This is a genomic window from Stenotrophomonas sp. STEN083 (genome assembly GCF_056759195.1).
This window is the reverse complement of record NZ_JBRRCU010000003.1, coordinates 34800-56339: the sequence shown is the minus strand read 5'-3', so window position 1 is coordinate 56339 and position 21540 is coordinate 34800. Positions and strand designations below refer to the sequence as shown.

Annotated in this window: 20 protein-coding genes; 5 read left to right on the top strand and 15 right to left on the bottom strand. The window is 63.8% G+C overall.

The annotated features are described in order from the left end of the window. Position 1 precedes the first annotated feature (1 nt). The 11 genes from ACVOK8_RS01725 to gspE form a co-directional block, all read right to left on the bottom strand. On the bottom strand, positions 2–445 hold the full coding sequence (locus ACVOK8_RS01725) for a hypothetical protein (protein WP_481565290.1): 444 nt from the start codon (positions 443–445) through the stop codon (positions 2–4). 149 nt (positions 446–594) lie between these two features. Next, entirely contained in the window at positions 595–1668 is a 1074-nt protein-coding gene (locus ACVOK8_RS01720) for a 3-deoxy-7-phosphoheptulonate synthase (protein WP_481565289.1), read from the bottom strand. A gap of 262 nt (positions 1669–1930) precedes the next feature. Further along, the gene (gene gspM / locus ACVOK8_RS01715; protein ID WP_481565288.1) at positions 1931–2404 is read right to left on the bottom strand and encodes a type II secretion system protein GspM; all 474 of its coding nucleotides are present in this window, start codon (positions 2402–2404) and stop codon (positions 1931–1933) included. Positions 2405–2439: 35 nt separating this feature from the next. After that, the gene (gene gspL, locus ACVOK8_RS01710; protein WP_481565286.1) at positions 2440–3594 is read right to left on the bottom strand and encodes a type II secretion system protein GspL; all 1155 of its coding nucleotides are present in this window, start codon (positions 3592–3594) and stop codon (positions 2440–2442) included. Next, a complete protein-coding gene (gene gspK / locus ACVOK8_RS01705; RefSeq protein WP_481565285.1) occupies positions 3591–4535 on the bottom strand; it encodes a type II secretion system minor pseudopilin GspK in 945 nt (314 codons plus the stop codon). Before gspK ends, gspL begins: the two co-directional genes overlap by 4 nt. Continuing rightward, positions 4532–5146, bottom strand: a complete 615-nt coding sequence (gene gspJ / locus ACVOK8_RS01700; protein WP_481565284.1) for a type II secretion system minor pseudopilin GspJ — start codon at positions 5144–5146, stop codon at positions 4532–4534. Before gspJ ends, gspK begins: the two co-directional genes overlap by 4 nt. Continuing rightward, positions 5143–5505, bottom strand: a complete 363-nt coding sequence (gene gspI, locus ACVOK8_RS01695; protein ID WP_481565283.1) for a type II secretion system minor pseudopilin GspI — start codon at positions 5503–5505, stop codon at positions 5143–5145. The genes gspJ and gspI overlap by 4 nt, the downstream gene beginning before the upstream one ends. Next, positions 5502–6008 carry a type II secretion system minor pseudopilin GspH gene (gene gspH, locus ACVOK8_RS01690; RefSeq protein ID WP_481565282.1) on the bottom strand — a complete coding sequence of 169 codons (507 nt, stop codon included), beginning with the start codon at positions 6006–6008 and terminating at the stop codon, positions 5502–5504. Before gspH ends, gspI begins: the two co-directional genes overlap by 4 nt. Positions 6009–6010: 2 nt before the next feature. Beyond that, a complete protein-coding gene (gene gspG / locus ACVOK8_RS01685) occupies positions 6011–6439 on the bottom strand; it encodes a type II secretion system major pseudopilin GspG (protein ID WP_481516645.1) in 429 nt (142 codons plus the stop codon). Positions 6440–6446: 7 nt separating this feature from the next. After that, positions 6447–7652, bottom strand: a complete 1206-nt coding sequence (gspF, locus tag ACVOK8_RS01680) for a type II secretion system inner membrane protein GspF (protein WP_481565281.1) — start codon at positions 7650–7652, stop codon at positions 6447–6449. Between the two features lie 28 nt (positions 7653–7680). Next, positions 7681–9189, bottom strand: a complete 1509-nt coding sequence (gene gspE, locus ACVOK8_RS01675; RefSeq protein WP_481565280.1) for a type II secretion system ATPase GspE — start codon at positions 9187–9189, stop codon at positions 7681–7683. Positions 9190–9495: 306 nt separating this feature from the next. Between gspE and ACVOK8_RS01670 the strand changes: the two genes are divergently transcribed. From ACVOK8_RS01670 to trxC, 5 genes are all read left to right on the top strand, one after another. Continuing rightward, on the top strand, positions 9496–9951 hold the full coding sequence (locus ACVOK8_RS01670) for a type II secretion system protein N (protein ID WP_481565279.1): 456 nt from the start codon (positions 9496–9498) through the stop codon (positions 9949–9951). Further along, a complete protein-coding gene (gene gspD, locus ACVOK8_RS01665; protein ID WP_481565278.1) occupies positions 9948–11861 on the top strand; it encodes a type II secretion system secretin GspD in 1914 nt (637 codons plus the stop codon). The genes ACVOK8_RS01670 and gspD overlap by 4 nt, the downstream gene beginning before the upstream one ends. Before the next feature lie 94 nt (positions 11862–11955). Then, positions 11956–14658, top strand: a complete 2703-nt coding sequence (locus ACVOK8_RS01660; RefSeq protein WP_481565277.1) for a M66 family metalloprotease — start codon at positions 11956–11958, stop codon at positions 14656–14658. 47 nt (positions 14659–14705) lie between these two features. Continuing rightward, positions 14706–15260 (top strand): type II secretion system protein N, encoded by a 555-nt coding sequence (locus ACVOK8_RS01655; RefSeq protein WP_481565276.1) that lies wholly within the window; start codon positions 14706–14708, stop codon positions 15258–15260. Positions 15261–15343: 83 nt separating this feature from the next. Further along, on the top strand, positions 15344–15790 hold the full coding sequence (gene trxC, locus ACVOK8_RS01650; RefSeq protein WP_481565275.1) for a thioredoxin TrxC: 447 nt from the start codon (positions 15344–15346) through the stop codon (positions 15788–15790). Positions 15791–15983: 193 nt separating this feature from the next. Here trxC and ACVOK8_RS01645 read toward each other — a convergent pair whose 3' ends face one another. From ACVOK8_RS01645 to ACVOK8_RS01630, 4 genes are all read right to left on the bottom strand, one after another. Further along, a complete protein-coding gene (locus ACVOK8_RS01645; RefSeq protein WP_481535937.1) occupies positions 15984–16592 on the bottom strand; it encodes a DUF6445 family protein in 609 nt (202 codons plus the stop codon). Between the two features lie 99 nt (positions 16593–16691). After that, the gene (gene groL, locus ACVOK8_RS01640) at positions 16692–18338 is read right to left on the bottom strand and encodes a chaperonin GroEL (RefSeq protein ID WP_481565274.1); all 1647 of its coding nucleotides are present in this window, start codon (positions 18336–18338) and stop codon (positions 16692–16694) included. Between the two features lie 143 nt (positions 18339–18481). After that, on the bottom strand, positions 18482–18769 hold the full coding sequence (locus ACVOK8_RS01635; protein ID WP_057631623.1) for a co-chaperone GroES: 288 nt from the start codon (positions 18767–18769) through the stop codon (positions 18482–18484). 454 nt (positions 18770–19223) lie between these two features. Further along, positions 19224–21539, bottom strand: a complete 2316-nt coding sequence (locus ACVOK8_RS01630; RefSeq protein WP_481565273.1) for a hypothetical protein — start codon at positions 21537–21539, stop codon at positions 19224–19226. Position 21540 lies beyond the last annotated feature (1 nt).

Sequence of the window (21540 nt, the reverse complement as noted above, 5' to 3'; positions counted from 1 at the left end):
CTTACAGGCTGGCTGCGTCAGCAATCTTGCACAGGCCTTCGCCAACCGCCTTGTTGGAGGTCATCTGCCCGCCCTTGATGCTGAAACGCACTTCGACGCGGACACTGCCATCAGGCTGGCGACGCACGGTGGTGCGCAGCGGAACGGTTGAACCACCACCACCGCGGACCGGGTTTTCGGCAGCGATATAGCCAGTGGTCTCGTTCGGGTAAATACCAACCATGCCTTCGGCTTCGATCGCCGCCACGGTCTTGGCGAATGCGTCGGCGTAGCTGACACCTTCATGGTCGGTCGAGGCCAGGAACTGCTTGCCGCTGGTGAAGCCGCCGGCCACCGACAGATTCTGCAGGCAGCCACTGCCCGAATCCACGACTTCCTTCTTGGCCAGCGCCAGCGACGGGACCAGCATCAAAGCCAATGCCACGGTGCACATACGGGTACGCATCAGTTCCTTCTCCATGGAGCGTTGATTCATAGCCTTCCTGCCGGAGACGGTGCTCCCCTGTCTTCACAGCAGGCGGGAGGCCTACCGCCTCCCGCCGGGTAAATTACGCGGGCAGCCCGATGTGCGCCAGTGAAACTGTCACGGAATCCTCAGGCGGCCGCTTCCAGCTGGGCGCGACGACGGGCCCGCACCGCATCGGCCAGACGCTCCAGCACCTGCACGGTACTGTCCCAATCGATGCAGCCATCGGTGATGCTCTGGCCGTAAACCAGCGGCTGGCCTTCGACCAGGTCCTGGCGACCGGCAACCAGGTGGCTTTCGATCATCACCCCGACAATGCGCTGCTCACCGGCTTCCAGCTGGGTAGCAATGTCATCGATGACCTTGGGCTGGTTTTCCGGCTTCTTGTTGCTGTTGGCGTGGCTGGCATCGATCATCAGCCGCGCCGGCAGCTGCGACTTGGCCAGCACGTCGCTGGCGGCCTGCACGCTGGCGGCGTCGTAGTTCGGGGTCTTGCCGCCGCGCAGGATCACATGGCAATCCGGGTTGCCGCGGGTGGCCACGATGGCGGTGCCGCCTTCCTTGGTCACAGACAGGAAGTGGTGCGGGTGCGAGGCCGCGCCGACCGCATCGGCGGCGATCTTCACATCACCGGTGGTGCCGTTCTTGAAGCCGACCGGGCACGACAGGCCCGAAGCCAGCTCGCGGTGCACCTGACTTTCGGTGGTACGCGCACCAATCGCGCCCCAGGCCACCAGGTCGGCGATGTACTGCGGCGAGATCACGTCGAGAAACTCCACGCCGGCCGGCAAACCGAGGCGGTTGATGTCACGCAACAGGCCGCGCGCCACGCGCAGGCCCTTGTTGATGTTGAAGCTGCCGTCCAGGTCCGGGTCGTTGATCAGGCCCTTCCAGCCCACCGTGGTGCGCGGCTTCTCGAAGTACACGCGCATCACGATCTCAAGCTCGCCGGCCAGCGCATCACGCAGCGGACGCAGGCGCTGGGCGTACTCCATCGCCGCCACCGGGTCATGAATCGAACACGGGCCGACCACGACGGCCAGGCGGTCGTCCTGGCCGTGCAGGATGCGGTGCAGCGAGGCGCGTGCGTCGGCCACGGTCTGCGAGGCGTCTTCATCACAGGGCAGCAATGCCAACAGCTGCGCCGGCGAGGTCAGGGGTTCAAGTTTGCGGATGCGCAGATCGTCGGTATGGGGGGGCATGGGGGGTCTCCAGTTCAAAGCTAGTGAATGGTTTGGCCCCAGCGTGGCGGCATGAAAAAAGCCGCCAGGTTCGCTGGCGGCTTTTCGGGAATGCATCTGAAAGTTTCTTCAGGGTAAGCGCAGTCCTTCCTCCGCCAGCGGCTTGGGAAAGTAATACCAAAAATAAAAGCTGGCGCGGGCTGCGTTCATGGGGAGCATTGATAACATGGTTTTTTGTGTGATGCGACAGTTTCAGCGGCAACAGACCCTGCGGTCGTCACGTTCAGCTTCGCGAGACGAGCAACAACACCTCGCCATTCCAGCTTGCATCGGGCTGCTGTGCCAGTGTCAGCTCATCCACGGAAACGCCCAAACTCTGCAGCGTCTGCAACCAGAGCATCACATCAGCTGGCGCGCCACTCAAGGCAAGTTTTATGCGCTGATCCGCCTGCTGCACCGCACTGATTGCCAGCCCATGTTTGTCCGCCGTTGCTGTCAACAGCGCGGGCAGCTGCTCCGGGTTTGGCGCAGCAGTGCGCTGCGTTGCTGCAATCAAACGTGGTGCATTGGCACGCAGGTGGGTCTGCAGTTGCTGCTCCGTAGTCACATTGCTGCGTGCCTGTCGCAGTGCTTCGCGGGTGGGCAACCATGCACCAAACCAGAATGCCAGCACAATCGCAACCGCCAACAACAGCTGCAATGCGGCGCGATCGCGCGGAGCCAACATGCGCCAGCGCGCGGCGAGCCAATCGCGCATGACCTGCATTCCTGGCGTGTTTGAAACAGGCGCACTCATTGCGTTTCTCCAACACTCAATTGCAGGCCACCTTCATCCAAGCGCGTCGCCTTCACCCGCAGCGGCATGGACTGCAGCCCTTGCTGCAGCCCGTGCAACGCAGACTGTTCGCCCTGCAGTTGCAGCAGCAACTCGCCCTGCCCGGCGTGATAGTGCATCCGTCGCAGCTGCACCTCCGTCGTAGCCGGCATGACCTCGGCAACCGCCGCCAGCAAATTCTGCAACTGGGTGGAGGAATTGCCTAGGCGCAAATGCTGGTCGAACTGCGCTTTCAGATCGACGATACGCCGCTCCTGCGGAAACAAACCCTTGTAGATGGCTTCGTTGGCTTGCCGATAAGCGGCTGCCTGCTGGTTCAACAACCACGCCTGTGCACCATCGAATGCAAGCTGCGCCAGCAGTACAGCCGCCAGCGCCCATGCCACTGGCTTCCAGTGATGCAGGCGCAGGCTTGAGGCGGCAGCAAATTCTCCCTGCGCCAGATTCAATGCATGCGAACACTGCCCGGCCATCCACGTCGGCTGCGTGCCGTCGAACATCTGCAGTTCGACTTTCGCCCCGGCCGGCAACACCGGTTTGTCATCGAGGGCGTGGAATACCTTGCAGGTTGCTGGCAGCCGCTCCAGCACTGCACGTAGCTGCGCTGGCGTCAGCGCGAGCCGCAGCCCATTGGCAACGGCCAAAAGACAACGCTCACTGTCCCAATACAAGCTGGCAGGCTCGTTCGGCAGCAGGTCCGCATCCACATGGATTGCGCTTACCCGCACACCGTTCTCGCGCAGGTAACGCAACCAGGTCTCCAGCAGCGTGCGCTTGATGGCCACCACCCGATGCTGACCATCGTGCAGGCGTTCGCCCAGGACCAGATGCATTCGCTCCACCTCTTCGGCCAGCAGCGGCTCCAGCGCATAGGGCAAGGCTTTCAACTGCCAGTGCCTGCTGCCTGCGGGCAGGCTGACTGCACAGCTGGCGACGTGCTCAACCGGCACGATCAAGGCGATCGTGCGGCCCTTGAGTGTTGCCAACGCCTCACGCAAGGGCAGCTGCGCGGCCTGCTGGCCATCGCTCCAGCTGACCTGCAGATCATCCTGCAGGCTCGCGCTGCACCATGCAGGCAGGAACAGACACGGCAATGGCGGTTGTGGCTTCATCGATCTTTCTCGGGAAATGCAGGGGGAGCCAACTGCCGGGCAACTACCTGCACGCTGCCCGCATCGCGGTGCAAGGTGCTGAGCAGACGCAGGCGGCGTTCGCCGATGACGACTTCAGTACTGGCGAGGAACCAGTTGCTACGCACCGCCAAGCCGCTGCGTGCCACCAGCCGCCGCTGCAGCACCGGCTGCGCCAGCACCTCATCGACACTGGCAAAACCATTGCCAGCGCGAGCGGCAACCAAGCGTTGGCCATCGGCAAGGCCGAGCCCATCGGCGAGACTCGCCAATAGCAGCGGATCGGCGGTATTGAGATTGAGCGCAGCCGTTGCCGGTAGCGCGCTGACATGCGGCAGCAGGCGCTGGTAAGCCGCGTCGTCGACGCCGGCCAGCAAGCGCAGCTCACTGACATCCTGCAGGGCGCGGCGCGCTGGCCGATACGCCGGCTGACGGCGCTGGTACTCGCGGTCGCTGGAAAGACGGATCGCATCCGGCGCCAACGACGGGGCCAGCCAGGCCACCAGTTGCCAGGCCAGCTGCGGATCCATCCGCAACAGCACCAGCAGGCGCTGCAGGCGTGCAAATGCAGCGGAATCCAGTGCGCCGTTCTGCACAACACTGTTGAGATTGAAGCGGCCGGACAGATCGTCGATCGACACACTCAGCTGACCACCGTCCACTGGATACACCGGCAGGCCTTGCGCCCAGGGCTCGCCGCGATGATCGATGCCCGCACTTTCGCGCAGATCCGCCGTCAACATGGCGCTGGCCAGCTGCTCGCCACCTCGCGCGTAGTGCCAGGCCTGACGCGCATGCAGTTGATTGGCACTGGCGCGTATCGACAGCTGCTGACGGGTGACCAGTGCCGCACACACGGTGGCCGCCAGCGCAACCACCAGCAACACCGTGATCAGCGCGATGCCTTGCTGCGCCCGCTTCATGGCGACTGACTCCCGGTGGCACCTGCGGGCAGCAACAGCACCCTTCGCAACGCACCGAAACGGGCGTGTTCAATGCGTACTTCCAGTGCGCGCGGCAATGGCTGCGCCTCCGTGCCCTGCCATTGCGTGCGCCATAGGCCCTGCCGATCCAGATAGCGCCATTGCAGGGCGATGACGTTCTGCAGGACGTGTTGCCGCTGGGCTGCGGTGTCGTCGCCACGATCGAGCACCGGCCAGTACTCGCGCAGGAGATCCGAACCGTCGTGCCGCCAGTGCACCCGCTGCAGCTGTGCGCGCGGCGCGCCCTGCGGATTGCTCCAGCCAGCACGCGTCCAGTGCAGGCCCTGCCCGTCGGGATCGCTCCAGAATGCAGGCTCATCGCTACCGTCATTGGCCAGTACCGGGCGCGCGACGGCCTGCTCGACATCGCGTTCCAGGCTGGTCATCGCCCGCAGCAGTTGCCGCAGTTGCTGCTCCTGCTCGCGGGTCTGCGAATCCACGCGTATCGCTGACACCAGCAGACGATGGCTGGCAATGCCGATCAGGGCAAAGATCGCCACCGCAACCAGCACTTCCAGCAGGGTAAAACCAGCATCTGCGCGCTGCTTCACCGCCCCACCCCGACGAAACCGGTCAGGCTGACACCACCATCCTCGTTGTCCGCATCCGTCACCCGCAGCTGCACCAGCCGCAGCTGCGGCTCGGCGGTGGCCTGTATCTCGCACCGTACCCGCCAGCGCCGACTGCCCTGTTCGACGACGACATCACTGCTGCCCGGTGCCGCCGCCCCCTGCAGCTGCAGCTCGGCCAGGGTGGTATCGGCGAGCCAGCCGGCCAATGCACGGTTCTCCAGCAGGCGCGCATTGTGCACATGGCGCTGCAGGGTGACATGCACCATCGCCGCAACCACGGCCAACACAGCCAGTGCCACCATCACTTCCAGCAGGGTGAATCCACGCGCCTGCTTCATTGCTGCGACACCAGTTGTACCTGCGGGTCACTGAAGCCGTCCGCGGTGATCCGGTAGGCAAGACCGTGCTTGTCAGTGGCAGTCATGGTTGCGCTGAAGGGTGTCGATTGCGCCGAAGACGACAGCACGATCTGTGGCGGCTGTGCATCGACGCCGGCATCCGTGAGGACAACCGGCGCACCTTCCACACTCAACGTCAGCTGCATGGTCGGCGGCAGCTGTCTCGATGACCAGTCCGACTGCACACGCCAGCGCCCATCGAAGGCGTCATAGGCACGCAACTCGTAGCCCTGCGCACTGATACGCACGCCGTACTCGCGATTGTCCTGCACAGCCTCATCGGCTAGCACGCGCAGCACCGCAGCAAAGCGCTCGGCCTCCTCGCGCAGCACATAGCCATCGCCACGCGCCGCCCCGGATAAGCCCACCGCTCCGGCCAGCACGCCAATGATCACCATCACCACCAGTACTTCCACCAGGGTGTAGCCGCGCGCATGCCGCACGCTCAGATATCCCTGCTGTCCAGGTCGGTGTCCAATGCATCGCCGCCTTCGCGACCATCGGCACCGTAGCTCCACAGGTCATAGGCGCCCTTGCTGCCAGGTGCCAGGTACAGATAGGGTTTGCCCCAGGGATCAACCGGCAGGCGCCCGAGGTAGCCCTCGGGATTCCAGTTGTCGGCACCACTGGGCGGGCGCTGCACCAATGCTTCCAGGCCCTGCTGGGTATCCGGATAGCGGCGGTTGTCCAGCCGATACATTTCCAGTGCCGAGGCGATCGCCTTGAGATCGCCACGGGCGACGGTGACCTTGGCCTGCTCAGGCCGTCCCATCACCTTGGGCACCACCAGCGCGGCAAGAATGCCGATGATCACCACGACCACCATGATTTCTATCAAGGTGAAGCCGGCCTGCTGTCTTGCCGATACGTTCATTGCTGTTTCAACCCACTAGTTGGTTCAAGGACATGATCGGCAGCAGGATGGCCAGCACGATCAACAACACCACCGCCCCCATCAGCACCAGCATCAAGGGCTCGAACAAGCCGATCAGCAAGGCGATGCGTGCGGCCAGATCGGTTTCCTGGTTGCGTGCGGCGCGCGCCAGCATCGCCTCCAGCACACCGGATTTCTCACCTGCGGCAACCATGTGCAGCAGCATCGGCGGCAGTGGCGTGTGCTGTTCCAGCGCGCGGGTCAGGCTGCCGCCCTCGCGCACAACGACTTCGGCGTGCAGCAGACCGGCCTTGATGCACTGATTGCCAACCACCTGTGCGGCGATACGCAGCGCATCCACCAAAGGCACGCCGCTGCGCACCAGGATTGCCAGCGTGGAGGCAAAGCGCGCACTGTCCAGGTCGCGCAGCAGCAGGCCGAACAACGGCAGCTGCAGCAACGCCCTATCACAGCGCAGACGCCTGGTCGGCTGCTGCAACCCACGCCACACCAGCACACCGGCAACGGCCAGCACCGGCAGCAGCCACGGCCCCCACTGGCTGAGCGCGTTACTGCTGGCCACCAGCGCACGGGTCAGCAAAGGCAGCGCCTGGCCGGAATCGACGAAGACATCGATCACATCCGGCACTACGTAGCCCAGCAGAAAGCTGACGATCAACCCAGCCACCACCAGCAGGATCAACGGATACAACAAGGCCAGCTGGATCCGCTGCCGTGACTGCTGGCGCTGTTCGGTGTAGTCGGCAAGCTGCTCCAGCACCACACCGAGATGGCCACGTTCGCCTGCCGCTACCATGCTCCGATAGATACCCGGGAAGGCACGCGGATACGCCGCCAGCGCCGCAGCCAGGCCGTGCCCTTCCAGAATCCTGCCGCGCACCGCCAACAAGGTCGCGCGTATGCGCGGCTTGCTGGTCTGTGCGGCGACCGCGCGCAGGGCTTCTTCAACCGGCAGAGCGGCCTGCACCAAGGTGGCCAACTGCCGGGTCAGCAGAGCCAGGTCGGCGCTACCGATGCGCCCGCCGCCGCTACCGCTGGCCGTACCTTCGCGCGCCGCGACCGGATCCACCTGCACCGGTGCCAGATTGCGCTCACGCAGCTGCTGCCGTGCCTGGCGTGCGCTGTCGGCCTCGACCACACCCTTGTGACGACGGCCATCGGCGGATAAGGCCAGATACTCGAACGCCGCCATCAATCCCTACTCCCTACGACACTGGCACTCACAGGTCGCGCCCAACCCGCAGCACTTCTTCCAGCGTGGTGACGCCATCGAGCACCTTGGCGCGGCCATCGTCCAGCATCGACGGGCCCTGTCGTCGCGCCTGCTCCAACAGCTCAGCCTCACCCGCGCCGTCATGCACCAGCGCGCGCAGCTCGGGACCAAATTCGACCAGCTCGTAGATGCCGGTGCGGCCGCGGTAACCCTGGCCTTTGCAGTGATCGCAACCAACCGCGCGGAACAGCAGCGGCCGTTGCCAGGCTTCCATACCCAGCTGCGCGCACTCGGCGCTGGACGCCGGCGTTGCCGCCCGACACTGCGGGCATAGCCTGCGCACCAGCCGTTGTGCCAGCACACCTAGCAGCGAGGAGGACAGCAGGAAGGATTCGATCCCCATGTCGAGCAGACGGGTGACCGCACCAACCGCGCTGTTGGTATGCAGGGTGGACAGCAGCAGGTGGCCGGTAAGCGAGGCCTGTACGGCGATGCGCGCGGTTTCGCTGTCGCGGATTTCGCCGACCATCAGCACATCGGGATCCTGGCGCAGGATGGCGCGCAGGCCGCGTGCGAAGGTCATGTCGATGCGGGCATTGACCTGGGTCTGGCCGACGCCATCGAGGTGGTACTCGATCGGATCTTCAACGGTGAGGATGTTGCGCTCGCGGTTGTTGATGGCGCGCAGGCCGGCATACAGGGTGGTGCTCTTGCCGGCGCCGGTGGGGCCGGTGACCAGCACGATGCCGTGCGGCCGGCACAGCATCGCCTGCATCACCCCGACATCGCGCATCCGCATGCCCAGGTGCTGCAGCGACAACTGCCCGGTTTGCTTGTCCAGCAGTCGCAGCACCACCCGCTCACCATTGGCCGCAGGCAGGGTGGACACACGGATATCCACTTCGCGTCCACCCACCCGCACCGAGATACGTCCGTCCTGTGGCAGCCGCTTCTCGGCGATATCCAGCCGCGCCATCACCTTGATGCGCGACACCAGCAGCGCTGCCAGTTCGCGCCGTGGCTCGACCACGTCACGCAGGATGCCATCCACGCGGAAACGCACCACCAGGCGGCGTTCGAATGATTCGATGTGGATATCGGAGGCTTGCTCGGCCAACGCCTCACCGAGCAAGGCGTTGATCAGGCGGATGATTGGCGCATCGTCCTGCTGGTCCAGCAGATCCTCCACCTGCGGCATGCCTTCCACCAGGCTGGCCAGATCCAGGCTGTCGCCGAGCTCATCGGCCATGCTCATGGCGGTGCCGGAGTCCTGCTGGTAGGCCTGCTGCAGTGCCAGCTCGAAAACCTCGTCGGCAACGATCTGCTGCGGCAGTGCGCAACCGGCAATGCGCTGCACTTCAGCCAGCGCGCTCAAGCCGGCATCGCTGCGGCAGACGATCTGGCGGACAGCATCATCCAGCAACACGCCATGGCGGCGAGCGAACGCAAACGGCAGGCGCAATGTAGGCACGCCGCCAGCAGGTGCCGGCGACGCCGTGAGCTCCTTTTCAAACATCAATGCTGCAAGGTGATATCGCTGCGCGGAGCGATGTCACACTTTCCCCTGTAAAAACGTGCCCGGAAAATGCCATGTTCCGGACAAAAAGGCGTGACTTCGACATCGCTTTCCGGATGACGATCACACTTCCGTACGTATCCGCATCGCACTCTCTTACATACGCAGCTAGAGTACCGGCTTCGCAGAATCTGACACTGCGAAAACAGGGGAAAACCAGAGATCTTTAGCGCGACGTTGCCTGAAAAGTGCAGCGAGCTCCCCCTTGTGCGCGCGGATTTTGCCAAGGGAGATTCCGTAACAACGATGTTCCAGTCTGATACCTCCAAACTGCTGCCGAAGATCGTCGCGATCGCCATCCCACTTGTCGCTGCTGCCGCACTGGCATGGCAGGCGCGTCAGCTCTATCTGCAGATGAGCCGCCCGCCAGTCAGTGCCAGCACGATGCCAGTGAGCGCTCCTCAACTGTCGCCGCAACTGCTGCAACGGCTGTTCGGCAATCCTGCGGCCACGGGCGCAGCCAATCTGCAAGGCGTGCAGCTGCAGGGCTGCATCGTCGCCGCCGACCCACGGCAATCACAAGCATTGATCAATATCGAGGGCCAGGGCGCGCTGAACCTGTTGGTTGGTGACGAGTTCCTGCCCGGCGTCGTGCTGCGGCTGATCGCGCACGACCATGTGCTGTTCACCCGTAATGGCATGAACGGCCGGCTCGACTTTCCCGGCCCAGCAACACCGCAGACAGTGGGTGGTGTCGAATGATCCACGCAACCGCACGCAGCTTGCTGCGCAGGATGACGCTGCTGTCCTTGCTGGCATTTGCACCGGCAACACTCAGCGCAGCGCCAACCACCGATGCTCCCCAGCAATGGAGCATCAACATGAAGGACACAGATATCCGTGACTTCATTGGCGCAGTGGCAAACATCACCGGCGACACCTTGATCGTCGATCCAAGGGTGGTCGGCGATGTCAGCGTGACCACCCAGGAGCCGATGACGCTGCCGGAGGTCCGTCGGCTGTTCCTATCGGTGATGACCGTGCATGGCTTTGCGGTGATCGAAGAAGACACCCAGACCCGGGTGGTGCCAAATGACGAAGCGCACGTATTTGTCGATGGCCGCGGCCGTGGTCCGGACGCGATTGAAACCCGGGTACTGAGCGTACAGAACGGCAGCGTCACCGATCTGCTGCCCATGCTGCGTCCGCTGGTACCGGCCAATGCCCACCTTGCAGCAGTGCCCACCGCGAATGCGCTGATCATCAGTGATAGGCGCGGCAATATCGCCCGCATCGAGGCCTTGCTGCGGCAGCTGGACGCGCCCAGGCTGCATGCGCACAGTGCCTACGAGGTGCGCTACGCAAGCGTGGAAAGCCTGCAGAAGCTGCTGCAGGCCAGCGTCGCCGGTAGCGCCGGCACCAGCAGAAAGGTGCTGGCCGATACCCGCACCAACCGCCTGCTGATCTTCGGCCCCGAGCAGGCCCGCGAACGGCTGCTGGCACTGGCCCGCTCGCTGGACGTGGACGCACCGCGCTCGACCACCACCCAGGTGATCCGCCTGCAGCATGGCGATGCCAAGCAGATGGCGCAGACCCTTGGCGCCATCGGCGATTCCATCAAGCAGGAGGGCGATGACAAGCAGACCCAGATCGGCACCTTGATCCGCGCCGATGAAAGCCTCAATGCAGTGGTCATCCACGCCAAACCCGAGATGCTGCAGGTACTGAGCGACATCGTCCGGCAGCTGGACATCCCGCGCTCGCAGGTATTGGTGGAAGCGGCCATCGTCGAGATTTCCGGCGACATCGAGGATGCCCTGGGCGTGCAGTGGGCACTGGATGGCGGCTCACGCAGCAATGGCGTGGGTGGCGTCAACTTCAACAACACCGGCATGTCGATCGGCACCCTGCTCAGCTCGCTGGCGGCCGGCACCCCGCCAACATCGCTGCCGTCCGGCGCCATTCTCGGCATCGGCAACAGCAACTTCGGTGCGCTGGTGACGGCGCTGTCGACCAATTCCAAGAACAATCTGCTGTCCACGCCCACCCTGCTGACCCTGGACCACGAGCCAGCGGAAATCCTGGTCGGCCAGAACGTGCCATTCCAGACCGGCTCGTACACCACCACCGGCGATGGCACCAGCAATCCGTTCACCACCATCCAGCGCCAGGACATCGGCGTGACCCTGAAGGTGACGCCGCATATCAACCAGGGCGGCACGCTGCGGCTGGAGATCGAACAGGAAATTTCCTCGCTGGCGCCTACACCCAGCGGCATCACCCTGTCCGACGTGATCACCAACAAGCGCTCGATCAAGAGCACCATCCTGGCCAATGACGGACAGGTGATCGTGCTTGGCGGACTGATCCAGGACGACGTCACTCATACCCGCTCCAGCGTGCCGCTGCTCGGCAGCATCCCTGGCCTGGGCCGCTTGTTCAGCTCCACCAGCGACACCCGGGTCAAACGCAACCTGATGGTTTTCCTGCGCCCCAGCGTGATTCTCGGGCAGAGCGCGGCCAACGACATGAGCGCGCGCAAGTATCTGGATCTGCGCAGCGCACCGAGCACTGGCGGCAAATACGCCAACCCGCTGCCTGCGTCGGCCGAACAGCTGTTCAACGCCGACCCGGCATCCGATCGCGTCAGTCCGCCGGCCACCGGCAACTGACGCGGCCAGCAGCCGCAATGACACCCGGGCGTTGGGACCCCGGTGCCTGCAGCCGCACCAATCTGTAGTACTTCAAAACCAAGGGGAGTAATTCTTGAAGAACGCATTCAATCCGCGCGTCCTTGTTCTGGCACTGTCCACCGCCCTGCTGGCTGCATGTGGCGGCGGTGGTGGTAGCAGCGGTGGTGGTAGCAATGGCGGCGGCAACACCGGCGGCGGCACACCCACCCCGGCCGATCCGTACCCGGAACCGACCAGCGCGGCCTATGACGAAGTCGAGCTCAAGGGCTTCTACGACATCGACGCCAGCGGTGCCACCCGGGCAGTGCGCAATGATCTGGCCGGCAACCTGCCGGCAATGGTCCAGTTCGCGCAAAGCCACACCGTCGACCCCAGCGGCAACGAAGCCAAAAACATGCCACGCCTGACCACCGAGCGCGCCGCATTGCTGCTGGTCACGCCGGATCCCTCGTTGCAGGGCGTCGACTCGGTCAAGGTCACCGTGTCCATCGACGGTGCCGTCAAGGGCACACTGGACCTGCTGCACCCGAACGCGATGTACCGCTCGGACTACAACAACAACGACGGCCGCCCCGACTACAACTGCTCCCGCCGCGCCTGGTCGGTGCCGCTGCCGTGGGACTGGGTCAAGCCAGGCATGAGCCTGAGCATCACTGACAGCAAGTCACGCAGCGGCAGCCTTGCCGCTGACAAGATCGAGTTCGGCGCGCCTGCTGAACTGGTGGTGCACAACATCCGCCTGGGCATGCTGACCGCACCGCCCGCAGAGAGCGATGCGTTCTGGCTGCTGAAGCATCCCGAGCAGGGCGCGGCCGATTATTTCCAGACCATTCCAGCCGCACGTTTCACCGTCGCCTATTACGAACCGATGCAGCTGGACAAGGTGATGGTCGCCAACGGCACCATCTACGACACTGCCAGCGCTGGCGAAGGCGGCGTGTATTCCGGCGACATGCGCGAGAACACCGGCAAGTCCACGGTCAGTGTCGGCATCAACCTGGCCAACTTCGGTGCCACAGCCTCCGGCATGGCCGGGCAGTCGCAGCCGCAGTGGTTCCAGAACGTGGTGGCCCACCATGCCGTGGGCAGGTACAGCAACGGCGTGCAGAGTCATGGCTTGAGCGGCGGCAACGGCATGCTCACGCTGTACTCCACCAGCGGCAACGAGTTCAGTCACGAGATCGGCCACCACTACGGGCTGGGCCACTACCCGGGCCAATCCGGCGACAACTACTTCCTGTCCGGCCACCACCACGACAGCGGCTGGGGCTACATCTCCTACCGCAAGCGCATGCGCGGCAACCTGCATTGGAGCCGGGCCAAGACCGACGGTTTGAGCGGCATGCCGATCTATGAAGACACCTACAGCTTCGCCACCGATGCCATGGCCGGCGGCAACTATTCCAGCGCACTGTCGCGTTACACGCACTACACCGGCTACAGCACCAGGATCGCGATCCAACCGCGTTTGAACAAACCGGTGCCGGCGCAGAGTTCGACCACCGGTTACCTGGGCTGGAATGCAGACACCCGCAGGATGGAGCCGGTGACCGGCAAGGTTCCGACCAACAAGGAACTGTTCTTCAACTCGACCGATGGCAACTACCTGAAGCCACGCCTGGTCGGTACACCAGTCTTCACGGTGCTCGGCGGTTACGACCCCAGCACCGGCAACGCCCTGCTCTACCCCGCGTTCCGCGGCAACTGGGGCAATGTGTTCGACCTGCCGGCACCGGTAGCCAATGCCAGCAGCCGCCAATGCTGGCTGCAGGTGACGTTCAACGGCGGCAGCAGCAAGCGCATCGCCGTGGCCGGCAACGTCCTGCAGAACGGCTCGGTCAACAAGCTGCATATCAACCTGGCCCAGGCCGACAAGCCGCAGCAGGCCAGCCTGCAGTGCCAGGACGCCGGCGCAGCGGTCAGCACCCTGGCAACAATGAGCTTCCCGCAGAATCTGCCGCCGATGAAGGCACCGGTAGTCGTTGGCAAGGAAGCCGGTTACAGCGCGTTGCGTGCGGTCGAACTGCCGGAACTGGACACGCTGCTGGCAGCCGCCGCTGGCAAGCCACTGATCAACCTCGGTGCGCGTGGCAACGTGCTGTATGCGAGCTGGGGTGACGACGCCAGCGGCCTGTCCAGCGAAGCCCGGCAGGTACGCGATGCCTACATCGCGCAGGAGACCAAGGCCACACGCCTGAATCGCTGGATGAACCGCTACCGCGCCGACCTGCAGGCCAGCAACAACACCGCTGCAGTGGAAGCACTCAAGAAGCTGCTGGATACCCTGGGTCTGCGCAAGACACCCTTGTTGCCGGCCGCCCAGCAGATGCTGGTCACCAACAGCAAGCACTGCCTGAAGACCGAGACGGTCGATGGCAAGCTGTCGGTCTACATCGCCGATGCCAGCACCTGCAGCGGTGCCGACAATGAGCTGTGGATGGCCGATCTGCGCGGCGCGATCCACAGCGCGGCCAACCCGGCCATGTGCCTGTCCGGCAACGGTGGCAACAATACTGCGGTGACCTTGAGCAGGTGTGATCGTACGCTGGATGCGCAGATGTTCGACCTCAGTGCATTGCCGAAGATCGGCCGCAATGGCAGCTGCCTGGACCTGTCTGGCGGCTTCCTGACCGCAGGCCGCGGCAAGTTGATCACCTACGCCTGCAGCGGTGGTGCAAACCAGCGTTGGACCGGACTGAGCGCCAATGACAACGCCTTGCTGGCGCTGCTCAGCCCCAACAACCTGGTTGTGCTGCGTGGTTTGAACATCCAGTAACCAGCAACCGCCCGGGGCCACCGCGCCCCGGGCTTTCGCGCATGCAAATGAAGCCATCAATTCCATCATTGCCACTGATCACCAAGCTGGTCATTGGCGCGTGCTACAGCGTCACCAGCGTGGCGATGGCGCAACCCGATGCGCATGAGCAGCGCCCGCCGCTGTACGCAGCCAGCGCCACCCAGGCACCAAGACTGCTGGCAACCTTCGTGCATCCGCAGGCAGAACGCTCGTTGGCGGTAGTCCAGCAAGCCGGCGCTGCGTCACAGACGCTGCACGTAGGCGAGCAGATCGGCAACGGCCTGCGCCTGCACGCCATTGCCCGCGACCACATCGTGATCGCCCGTGGCTCGCAACTGTTTACCCTGCGCCTGCTCGGCCAAGGCGGGAAACGCAAGCAGCCGGCGCACGCGCCGAAGCATCAACCAACGGCTGCCGCCGACGCCGGCAACAGCGCAGCGTCAAGCGAAGGTGGTGCGCTATTGCGCGCGGACGATCTTGACGCGGTACGTGCCGCTTGCAGCGACACCGCAACGATGACGGCGCTGCCCGACGCACAAAAGGCCGAGCTGGCTGCACTGGGGCTGTGCAACACGCCTTGATCAACGCGGACCGCGCCCTGCAACAGCAGGTTCAGCAACACAGCGCATACTGTTACCCGGTCCAGCGTGCGATGGTCATCCCGATGAGCGACACCCATTCCGATCTGCTGCAGATTGCCTGCCCGCATTGCAATGCGATCAATCGCGTCCCGGCTGCGCGTCTGTCACAAGCGCCATCCTGCGGCCGCTGCCACCAGCCACTGTTTGCAGCCGGGCCAGTTGCATTGAACGCAGCGGCTTTCGAAGCACACGCCAGCCGCTCACAGATTCCGCTGCTGGTGGATTTCTGGGCCAGCTGGTGCGGCCCGTGCCGGCAGATGGCCCCCGAATTCGCCAAGGCCGCCGTACAGCTGGAACCGCGTATGCGCTTGGGCAAACTGGATACGGAAGCGGAGCCGGCCATCGCCACCCGCTATGGCATCCGCAGCATTCCGACGATGGTGCTGATCCAGGGCGGCCGCGAGATCGCACGTCAATCCGGGGCGATGCCGGCCAGCAGCATCGTGCAATGGGCCAACACGCACCTGTAGTGCTGAGCCATGCTCGGCAGGGGCTTTACCAGCGACGCATCGGCTGGAAGCGGCGTAAGCCGCAACGTTGACACAGCCCGAAGAAGCTGAAAATTCCCCCCTCCCCAACCCTTCCCTTCGCTACGCGAACGAGTGGGGGCAAACCGTAATGCCGAGCCATGCTCGGCAGGGGCAAGGAGGCGCACTGCCGCACTCAACGGCTGGCAAAAAACATGAGATAGATGAGTCGCCCATTTTCCGGGTTGTCACCAAAAGCCTGGCCGGCCGTGTGCCACAACCATGGTCGCAGCAGGATCAAGCGATTGAAGCGCATCGGCACACGCATGGTCATTTCCCACTGCGCATCGTCATTGCTGTCGCGCTCGATGATGTCGCCATGCGCCTGCTCGGCATTGGCATAGCCCAATTGCGCCAACTCCTCAGCGTTGAGGGGCATGCGATCGGTATTGGTGCGGCGGTGACGGAAGAACTCGGTCCCGCCCTGGCAATCCTGCGGCCGGCTCAGATAGAGGATGCCCGACCAATGGGAACGATCAATATGCACTTTGGCCCTGCCCACGTCGCCGGCCAGGGTCAAGCGGAATTTCCCGTGCGACTGCAATGGATTGATGAGCTGCAGCGGCTCATTGACCAGCCGCGACGCTGCCTCGGACAGGCCTTCAATCTGCAGACGCTCGAGTGAATTACGTCCTGGGAAGGCACCATCCTGATCTGGATAAGTAAGCCGCAGGCCAGCCTCGCGCAGACCCAGCGCATCCTGGGGCGAAAGAAAATCATCGACAACGATCAACGAGGTTGGCATGGCGATTCCGCGCAATGGGACTGCGCAGCACCATAAAACAAAACCCCGCCTTGCGGCGGGGTTTTGTGTACTACAAGCAGTGGTAAGGCTGCGGCGGACTTAGAAGTCCATGCCGCCCATGCCGCCCATACCGCCCATACCGCCGCCGCCCATGGCCGGCTCGTCCTTCTTCGGAGCTTCGGCAACCATGGCTTCGGTGGTGATCATCAGGCCAGCGATCGAGGCTGCGTTCTGCAGCGCCGAACGGGTCACCTTGGTCGGGTCCAGGATGCCGAATTCCAGCATGTCGCCGAATTCGCCGGTAGCGGCGTTGTAGCCGAAGCTGCCAGTGCCTTCCTTGACCTTGTTGACGATGACCGACGGCTCTTCACCGGCGTTGGCAACGATTTCGCGCAGCGGGGCTTCCATCGCGCGCAGGGCGATCTGGATGCCGTGGTTCTGGTCTTCGTTGATGCCCTTCAGGCCGGACAGAGCGGTGACAGCGCGCACCAGGGCGACGCCGCCGCCCGGGACCACGCCTTCTTCCACAGCAGCGCGGGTAGCGTGCAGGGCGTCGTCAACGCGGTCCTTCTTTTCCTTCATTTCGATTTCGGTCGAGGCACCGACCTTGATCACGGCAACGCCGCCGGCCAGCTTGGCAACGCGTTCCTGCAGCTTCTCACGATCGTAGTCCGAAGAGGTTTCTTCGATCTGGGTCTTGATCTGCTTGACGCGCGACTCGATGCCGGCAACGTCGCCAGCGCCGTCGATGACGGTGGTGTTTTCCTTGGAAACCTGCACCTTCTTGGCGCGGCCCAGGTCCTTGATGGTGGCCTTCTCCAGCGACAGGCCAACTTCTTCGGAAATCACGGTGCCGCCGGTCAGCACGGCCATGTCTTCCAGCATCGCCTTGCGACGATCGCCGAAGCCCGGTGCCTTGACTGCCACGACCTTGACGATGCCACGGATGGTGTTGACCACCAGGGTAGCCAGCGCTTCGCCTTCGATGTCTTCAGCAATGATCAGCAGCGGCTTGCCTGCCTTGGCGACGCCTTCCAGCACCGGCAGCAGATCACGCACGTTGGAGATCTTCTTGTCGTGCAGCAGGATGTACGGGTCTTCCAGGTCAGCGGTCTGCGACTGCTGGTTGTTGATGAAGTACGGGGACAGGTAGCCGCGGTCGAACTGCATGCCCTCGACGACGTCCAGCTCGTTTTCCAGGCCCGAGCCTTCTTCAACGGTGATCACGCCTTCCTTGCCAACCTTCTTCATCGCTTCGGCAATGATGTTGCCGATCGACTCGTCCGAGTTGGCCGAGATGGTGCCGACCTGGGCAATTGCCTTGTCGTCAGCGGTGGGCTTGGAGATGTTCTTCAGCTCGGCGACGGCAGCGATCACAGCCTTGTCGATACCGCGCTTCAGGTCCATCGGGTTCATGCCGGCAGCAACAGCCTTGGCGCCTTCGCGGATCAGGGCCTGGGCCAGCACGGTGGCGGTGGTGGTGCCGTCGCCAGCGTCGTCATTGGTACGCGAGGCAACTTCCTTCACCATCTGCGCGCCCATGTTCTCGAACTTGTCAGCCAGTTCGATTTCCTTGGCGACGGACACGCCGTCCTTGGTGATGGTCGGGGCGCCGAAGCTCTTCTCGAGCACGACGTTGCGGCCCTTCGGGCCCAGGGTTGCCTTGACGGCATTGGCGAGAACGTTGACGCCGCGCACCATGCGCGAACGGGCGTCTTCACCGAAACGAATATCCTTGGCAGCCATAGCTTTGAAACCTCGGGAATAGGGATTGAAAAAGAGGAAAGGGGTAGATCAGCAGCGGGGCTTCGAAGGCGGAGGAAAGGTCGGCGCCAAGCGCCTTTGCCAATCCCGAATTCCGGCATCCCGAATCACCGCCGCAAAGGCAATCAGCCGATGATGGCGAGTACGTCGTCTTCGCGCAGCACCTTGTACTCGACGCCTTCGGCCTTGTAGGACGAACCGGCGTACTGGCCGTAAATGACCTTGTCGCCAACCTTCAGCGACGGGGCACGCACCGAACCGTTGTCCAGCGGCTTGCCCGGGCCCACGGCCACGACTTCACCCTTGGTGGACTTTTCCTTGGCCGAATCCGGGATCAGGATGCCGCCGGCGGAGATTTCGTCGGCTTCGATCGGCTTGACCACAACGCGGTCGTGAAGCGGCTTGATGCTCATGAAGGACCTCTTAAGTAATTGATTGGCCTGAAATTTCGGCGACACCGGCTGGGAAACAGGGGGACGCCGGCATCACGCGTAAAAAGGCCCGTCGTGCGGGCTTGTTTGGGAGATGGGGCTGGCTGGGGGCCTTTCAAGGGCAGGCCGGCAAATTGATCATCCCCGCTGTCAGTGCCCGCTGCCTGCCGCTACCGCCACCGCGCAGGACAATCACCTTCCCCATTCCGCTGCAGCGGCCCCCCGAAGAGAACGATACGACCAGCGGCCCGCCCGGATCCGCCCGGCCGTTGCCAGCTTCGGCACCTGCAGCGCCGGCCACCAATGGCACGGCGTGGTCGCTGAGATTGAAAACAGTTCACCCAGCCGCAAAGCAAAAAAAGGCGCGCCCCGGGGGATTTCGGGACACGCCAGGAAGAGAGAGCTGCCGCCTACGCGGCGATTCTTATTGTTTGCTTCAGAGATAGCGCGACCACTGCACGGAGGCGATTCCCGGTGTTGTCGGCAATGACTGACTGCCCTTGCTGCATACCGGCAACTGCCCAAGGTTCTTCCAGTCCTGCGGGGTTTCCACCTTCATGCCGGTGGAGCCGATGTCAATCTGCGAAAACTCGTTGTTGCCAACGCTCAGGCTGCCTTCGATGTTTACCTTGGCACCGCCCACGACGATCTTCTTGCCCAGCACCACCGAGCCGCGGATGCTGGTCCAGCTTTGCGCATTGAGGCCACCGCTGGCGATCACCGCCGCGTTGCCGATGGCCGCACCGGTATAAACGACGCCTTCGGCATCCTCCCAGGTCACGAACGCACTGCGGCTGGCACACAGGTTTGTGGGGTAATACGCGCCGCCACAGACCTTGGCCACGCCAGCGAAGTTGGGAGCTTCGAGCAGTTTGCTGCCGCCACCGTCGCTCAAACCCAGGTTGCCGCGCACGATCAACGTGCCAACGATGGGGTTGGCGGATCGCACCTCCAGCGGACCGTCGAACCAGAAGATTCCCGGCGGTGTCTTCTGTGGTTGCAGGTTCCAGCGGCCGTTGCTGTACATGGCCCGGCAGCCCTTGTCCGCGCCCGCCCAGCTACCACAGGCAAACAGGTCTTCCAGCACCTTGAGCTGCGCCGCATCGGGATTGGTCAGCGGATAGACGGTGCCACTGGCAGCACCGATCACCACGCCATCGGCGCCGATCACATTGCGGATGGTCAACTGCGGTTGGCCGCCATTGGCATCGAAGATGTAATTGGATTGGTCACGGTAGACATCGGCATCGATGTAGTTGGTGCGCACATCGCAATAGGGCAGGCCCGGCAGACCCGGCGAAAAGCCGCCTTGGCTGCCCTGCACGGCAAAGCCAGCCGGTTTCATGGCTTCGGTCATCAGCTTCTTGCTGCCGCCGTGGTAACGGTAACCAGCAGTACGCCCAGTGACTGCTGGAAAACCCGCACCGGCTTCATTGCCGCTCTGCGCCCAGATCTCACCGCCACCGGCAAACTCAGCGATGCGTACGCCCTGGTGCTGGATTGCCAGGCTGCCGGCGGCACGCACACGCTCGTAGCGACGGTTGTCACTGCCCAGGCCCAGGTTCCAACCCCAGGCATCGGCGATATCGGTGGTGGCACCGCCACCCTGGGTGAACCCGCCGCCATGAATGGCCTTGGCTTTGAAGCTGAGTACGGCCGAGCGGAATGCGGTTTCCTCAGGACCTGACAGCTGCTCCATCACCGCACCGGCACCGTGCAGTTCACCGGTGGCACTGTCGACGGCCTTGGCCATGTCCAGGGCCGGCAGATTGAGCAGGAAGTTCACTTCTTCCGCCGTGCCCTTACCCTGTGCCAAGGTCACCTTGACCCGCGACAGTGCCGTGGGCAGCACGGTGCCCTGGGTCCACGGCACACCGCCGGAGACAGTGGCAGGGATCAGGCTGCCCCCGACGCGGGCCTCACCCACCGCCACACCGTTGGCGTACACCACGGCGTCGTAGGCACCGGCCCAGGCCCTGGCGAGTGGACCGCCGCTGCCGCCATTGAAGGTAATCTCGCGCGCCCAAAGCCGCGCACCGGCGGGAAAATTCATGCCGCCTATGATCAGCTGGCTTTCCGAGTGCAGGTGGCCGTTGTCGGCGATATCTCCACCGGTGACCGTGATCGCCCCCTTGGCACAGCCGGAGACCTTGCCCTTTCCGCCGGCGCCGATGGTCAGCTTGCCGGAGACGACGATGTTCTCGTAGTCGTACTTGTCGTCGACCACCTGGGTACCTTCACCGTCCAGCCTGACGTCGCCGTTGAACACCACTGGCGCATTGGGCATGGAATGACATACCGGCGGCACGCCCGGCATGCCATTGCCCGGCACCACGTCGTAAACGACTTCCACCGTGGCCGTGGTCAGGCCCGAGCCAACACCCGCCTGACCAGTGACTTGGGCGATCACCCGGTACTGGTTGCTGCCGATCGCTTCCACCGCGGTCACCAGCGCCTTGCGGACCCCCAACGCTTCCAGCCCGGTGACCGGTTTGTGGGTATTGCCCACCCAGCCCGGCCATACCGGCTTTTCGACCGCCAGCAGGTACAGACGCAGGGCCTCGACGCCGCGCCAGGCGGCAGCCTGCGCAGCGGTGGCGGAATGGGTTGTGAGCTGCTGCGACTGGGTGCCGCGCAGCGAATAGATGGTTGCTGCAACCGTGACCGATACCGCCAGGCCAACCATCAACACGATCAGCAACGTGGCTACCCCGCGCTGCCGCCTGAATGCGGAAAAGCGATTCATGTCCATG

Coding starts and splice junctions, on each gene's coding strand:
- ACVOK8_RS01725 (WP_481565290.1), bottom strand. CDS start 445: ATGCGTACCCGTATGTGCACCGTGGCATTGGCTTTGATGCTGGTCCCG.
- ACVOK8_RS01720 (WP_481565289.1), bottom strand. CDS start 1,668: ATGCCCCCCCATACCGACGATCTGCGCATCCGCAAACTTGAACCCCTG.
- gspM (WP_481565288.1), bottom strand. CDS start 2,404: ATGCGCGATTGGCTCGCCGCGCGCTGGCGCATGTTGGCTCCGCGCGAT.
- gspL (WP_481565286.1), bottom strand. CDS start 3,594: ATGAAGCCACAACCGCCATTGCCGTGTCTGTTCCTGCCTGCATGGTGC.
- gspK (WP_481565285.1), bottom strand. CDS start 4,535: ATGAAGCGGGCGCAGCAAGGCATCGCGCTGATCACGGTGTTGCTGGTG.
- gspI (WP_481565283.1), bottom strand. CDS start 5,505: ATGAAGCAGGCGCGTGGATTCACCCTGCTGGAAGTGATGGTGGCACTG.
- gspG (WP_481516645.1), bottom strand. CDS start 6,439: ATGAACGTATCGGCAAGACAGCAGGCCGGCTTCACCTTGATAGAAATC.
- gspF (WP_481565281.1), bottom strand. CDS start 7,652: ATGGCGGCGTTCGAGTATCTGGCCTTATCCGCCGATGGCCGTCGTCAC.
- gspE (WP_481565280.1), bottom strand. CDS start 9,189: ATGTTTGAAAAGGAGCTCACGGCGTCGCCGGCACCTGCTGGCGGCGTG.
- ACVOK8_RS01670 (WP_481565279.1), top strand. CDS start 9,496: ATGTTCCAGTCTGATACCTCCAAACTGCTGCCGAAGATCGTCGCGATC.
- gspD (WP_481565278.1), top strand. CDS start 9,948: ATGATCCACGCAACCGCACGCAGCTTGCTGCGCAGGATGACGCTGCTG.
- ACVOK8_RS01655 (WP_481565276.1), top strand. CDS start 14,706: ATGAAGCCATCAATTCCATCATTGCCACTGATCACCAAGCTGGTCATT.
- trxC (WP_481565275.1), top strand. CDS start 15,344: ATGAGCGACACCCATTCCGATCTGCTGCAGATTGCCTGCCCGCATTGC.
- ACVOK8_RS01645 (WP_481535937.1), bottom strand. CDS start 16,592: ATGCCAACCTCGTTGATCGTTGTCGATGATTTTCTTTCGCCCCAGGAT.
- groL (WP_481565274.1), bottom strand. CDS start 18,338: ATGGCTGCCAAGGATATTCGTTTCGGTGAAGACGCCCGTTCGCGCATG.
- ACVOK8_RS01635 (WP_057631623.1), bottom strand. CDS start 18,769: ATGAGCATCAAGCCGCTTCACGACCGCGTTGTGGTCAAGCCGATCGAA.
- ACVOK8_RS01630 (WP_481565273.1), bottom strand. CDS start 21,539: ATGGACATGAATCGCTTTTCCGCATTCAGGCGGCAGCGCGGGGTAGCC.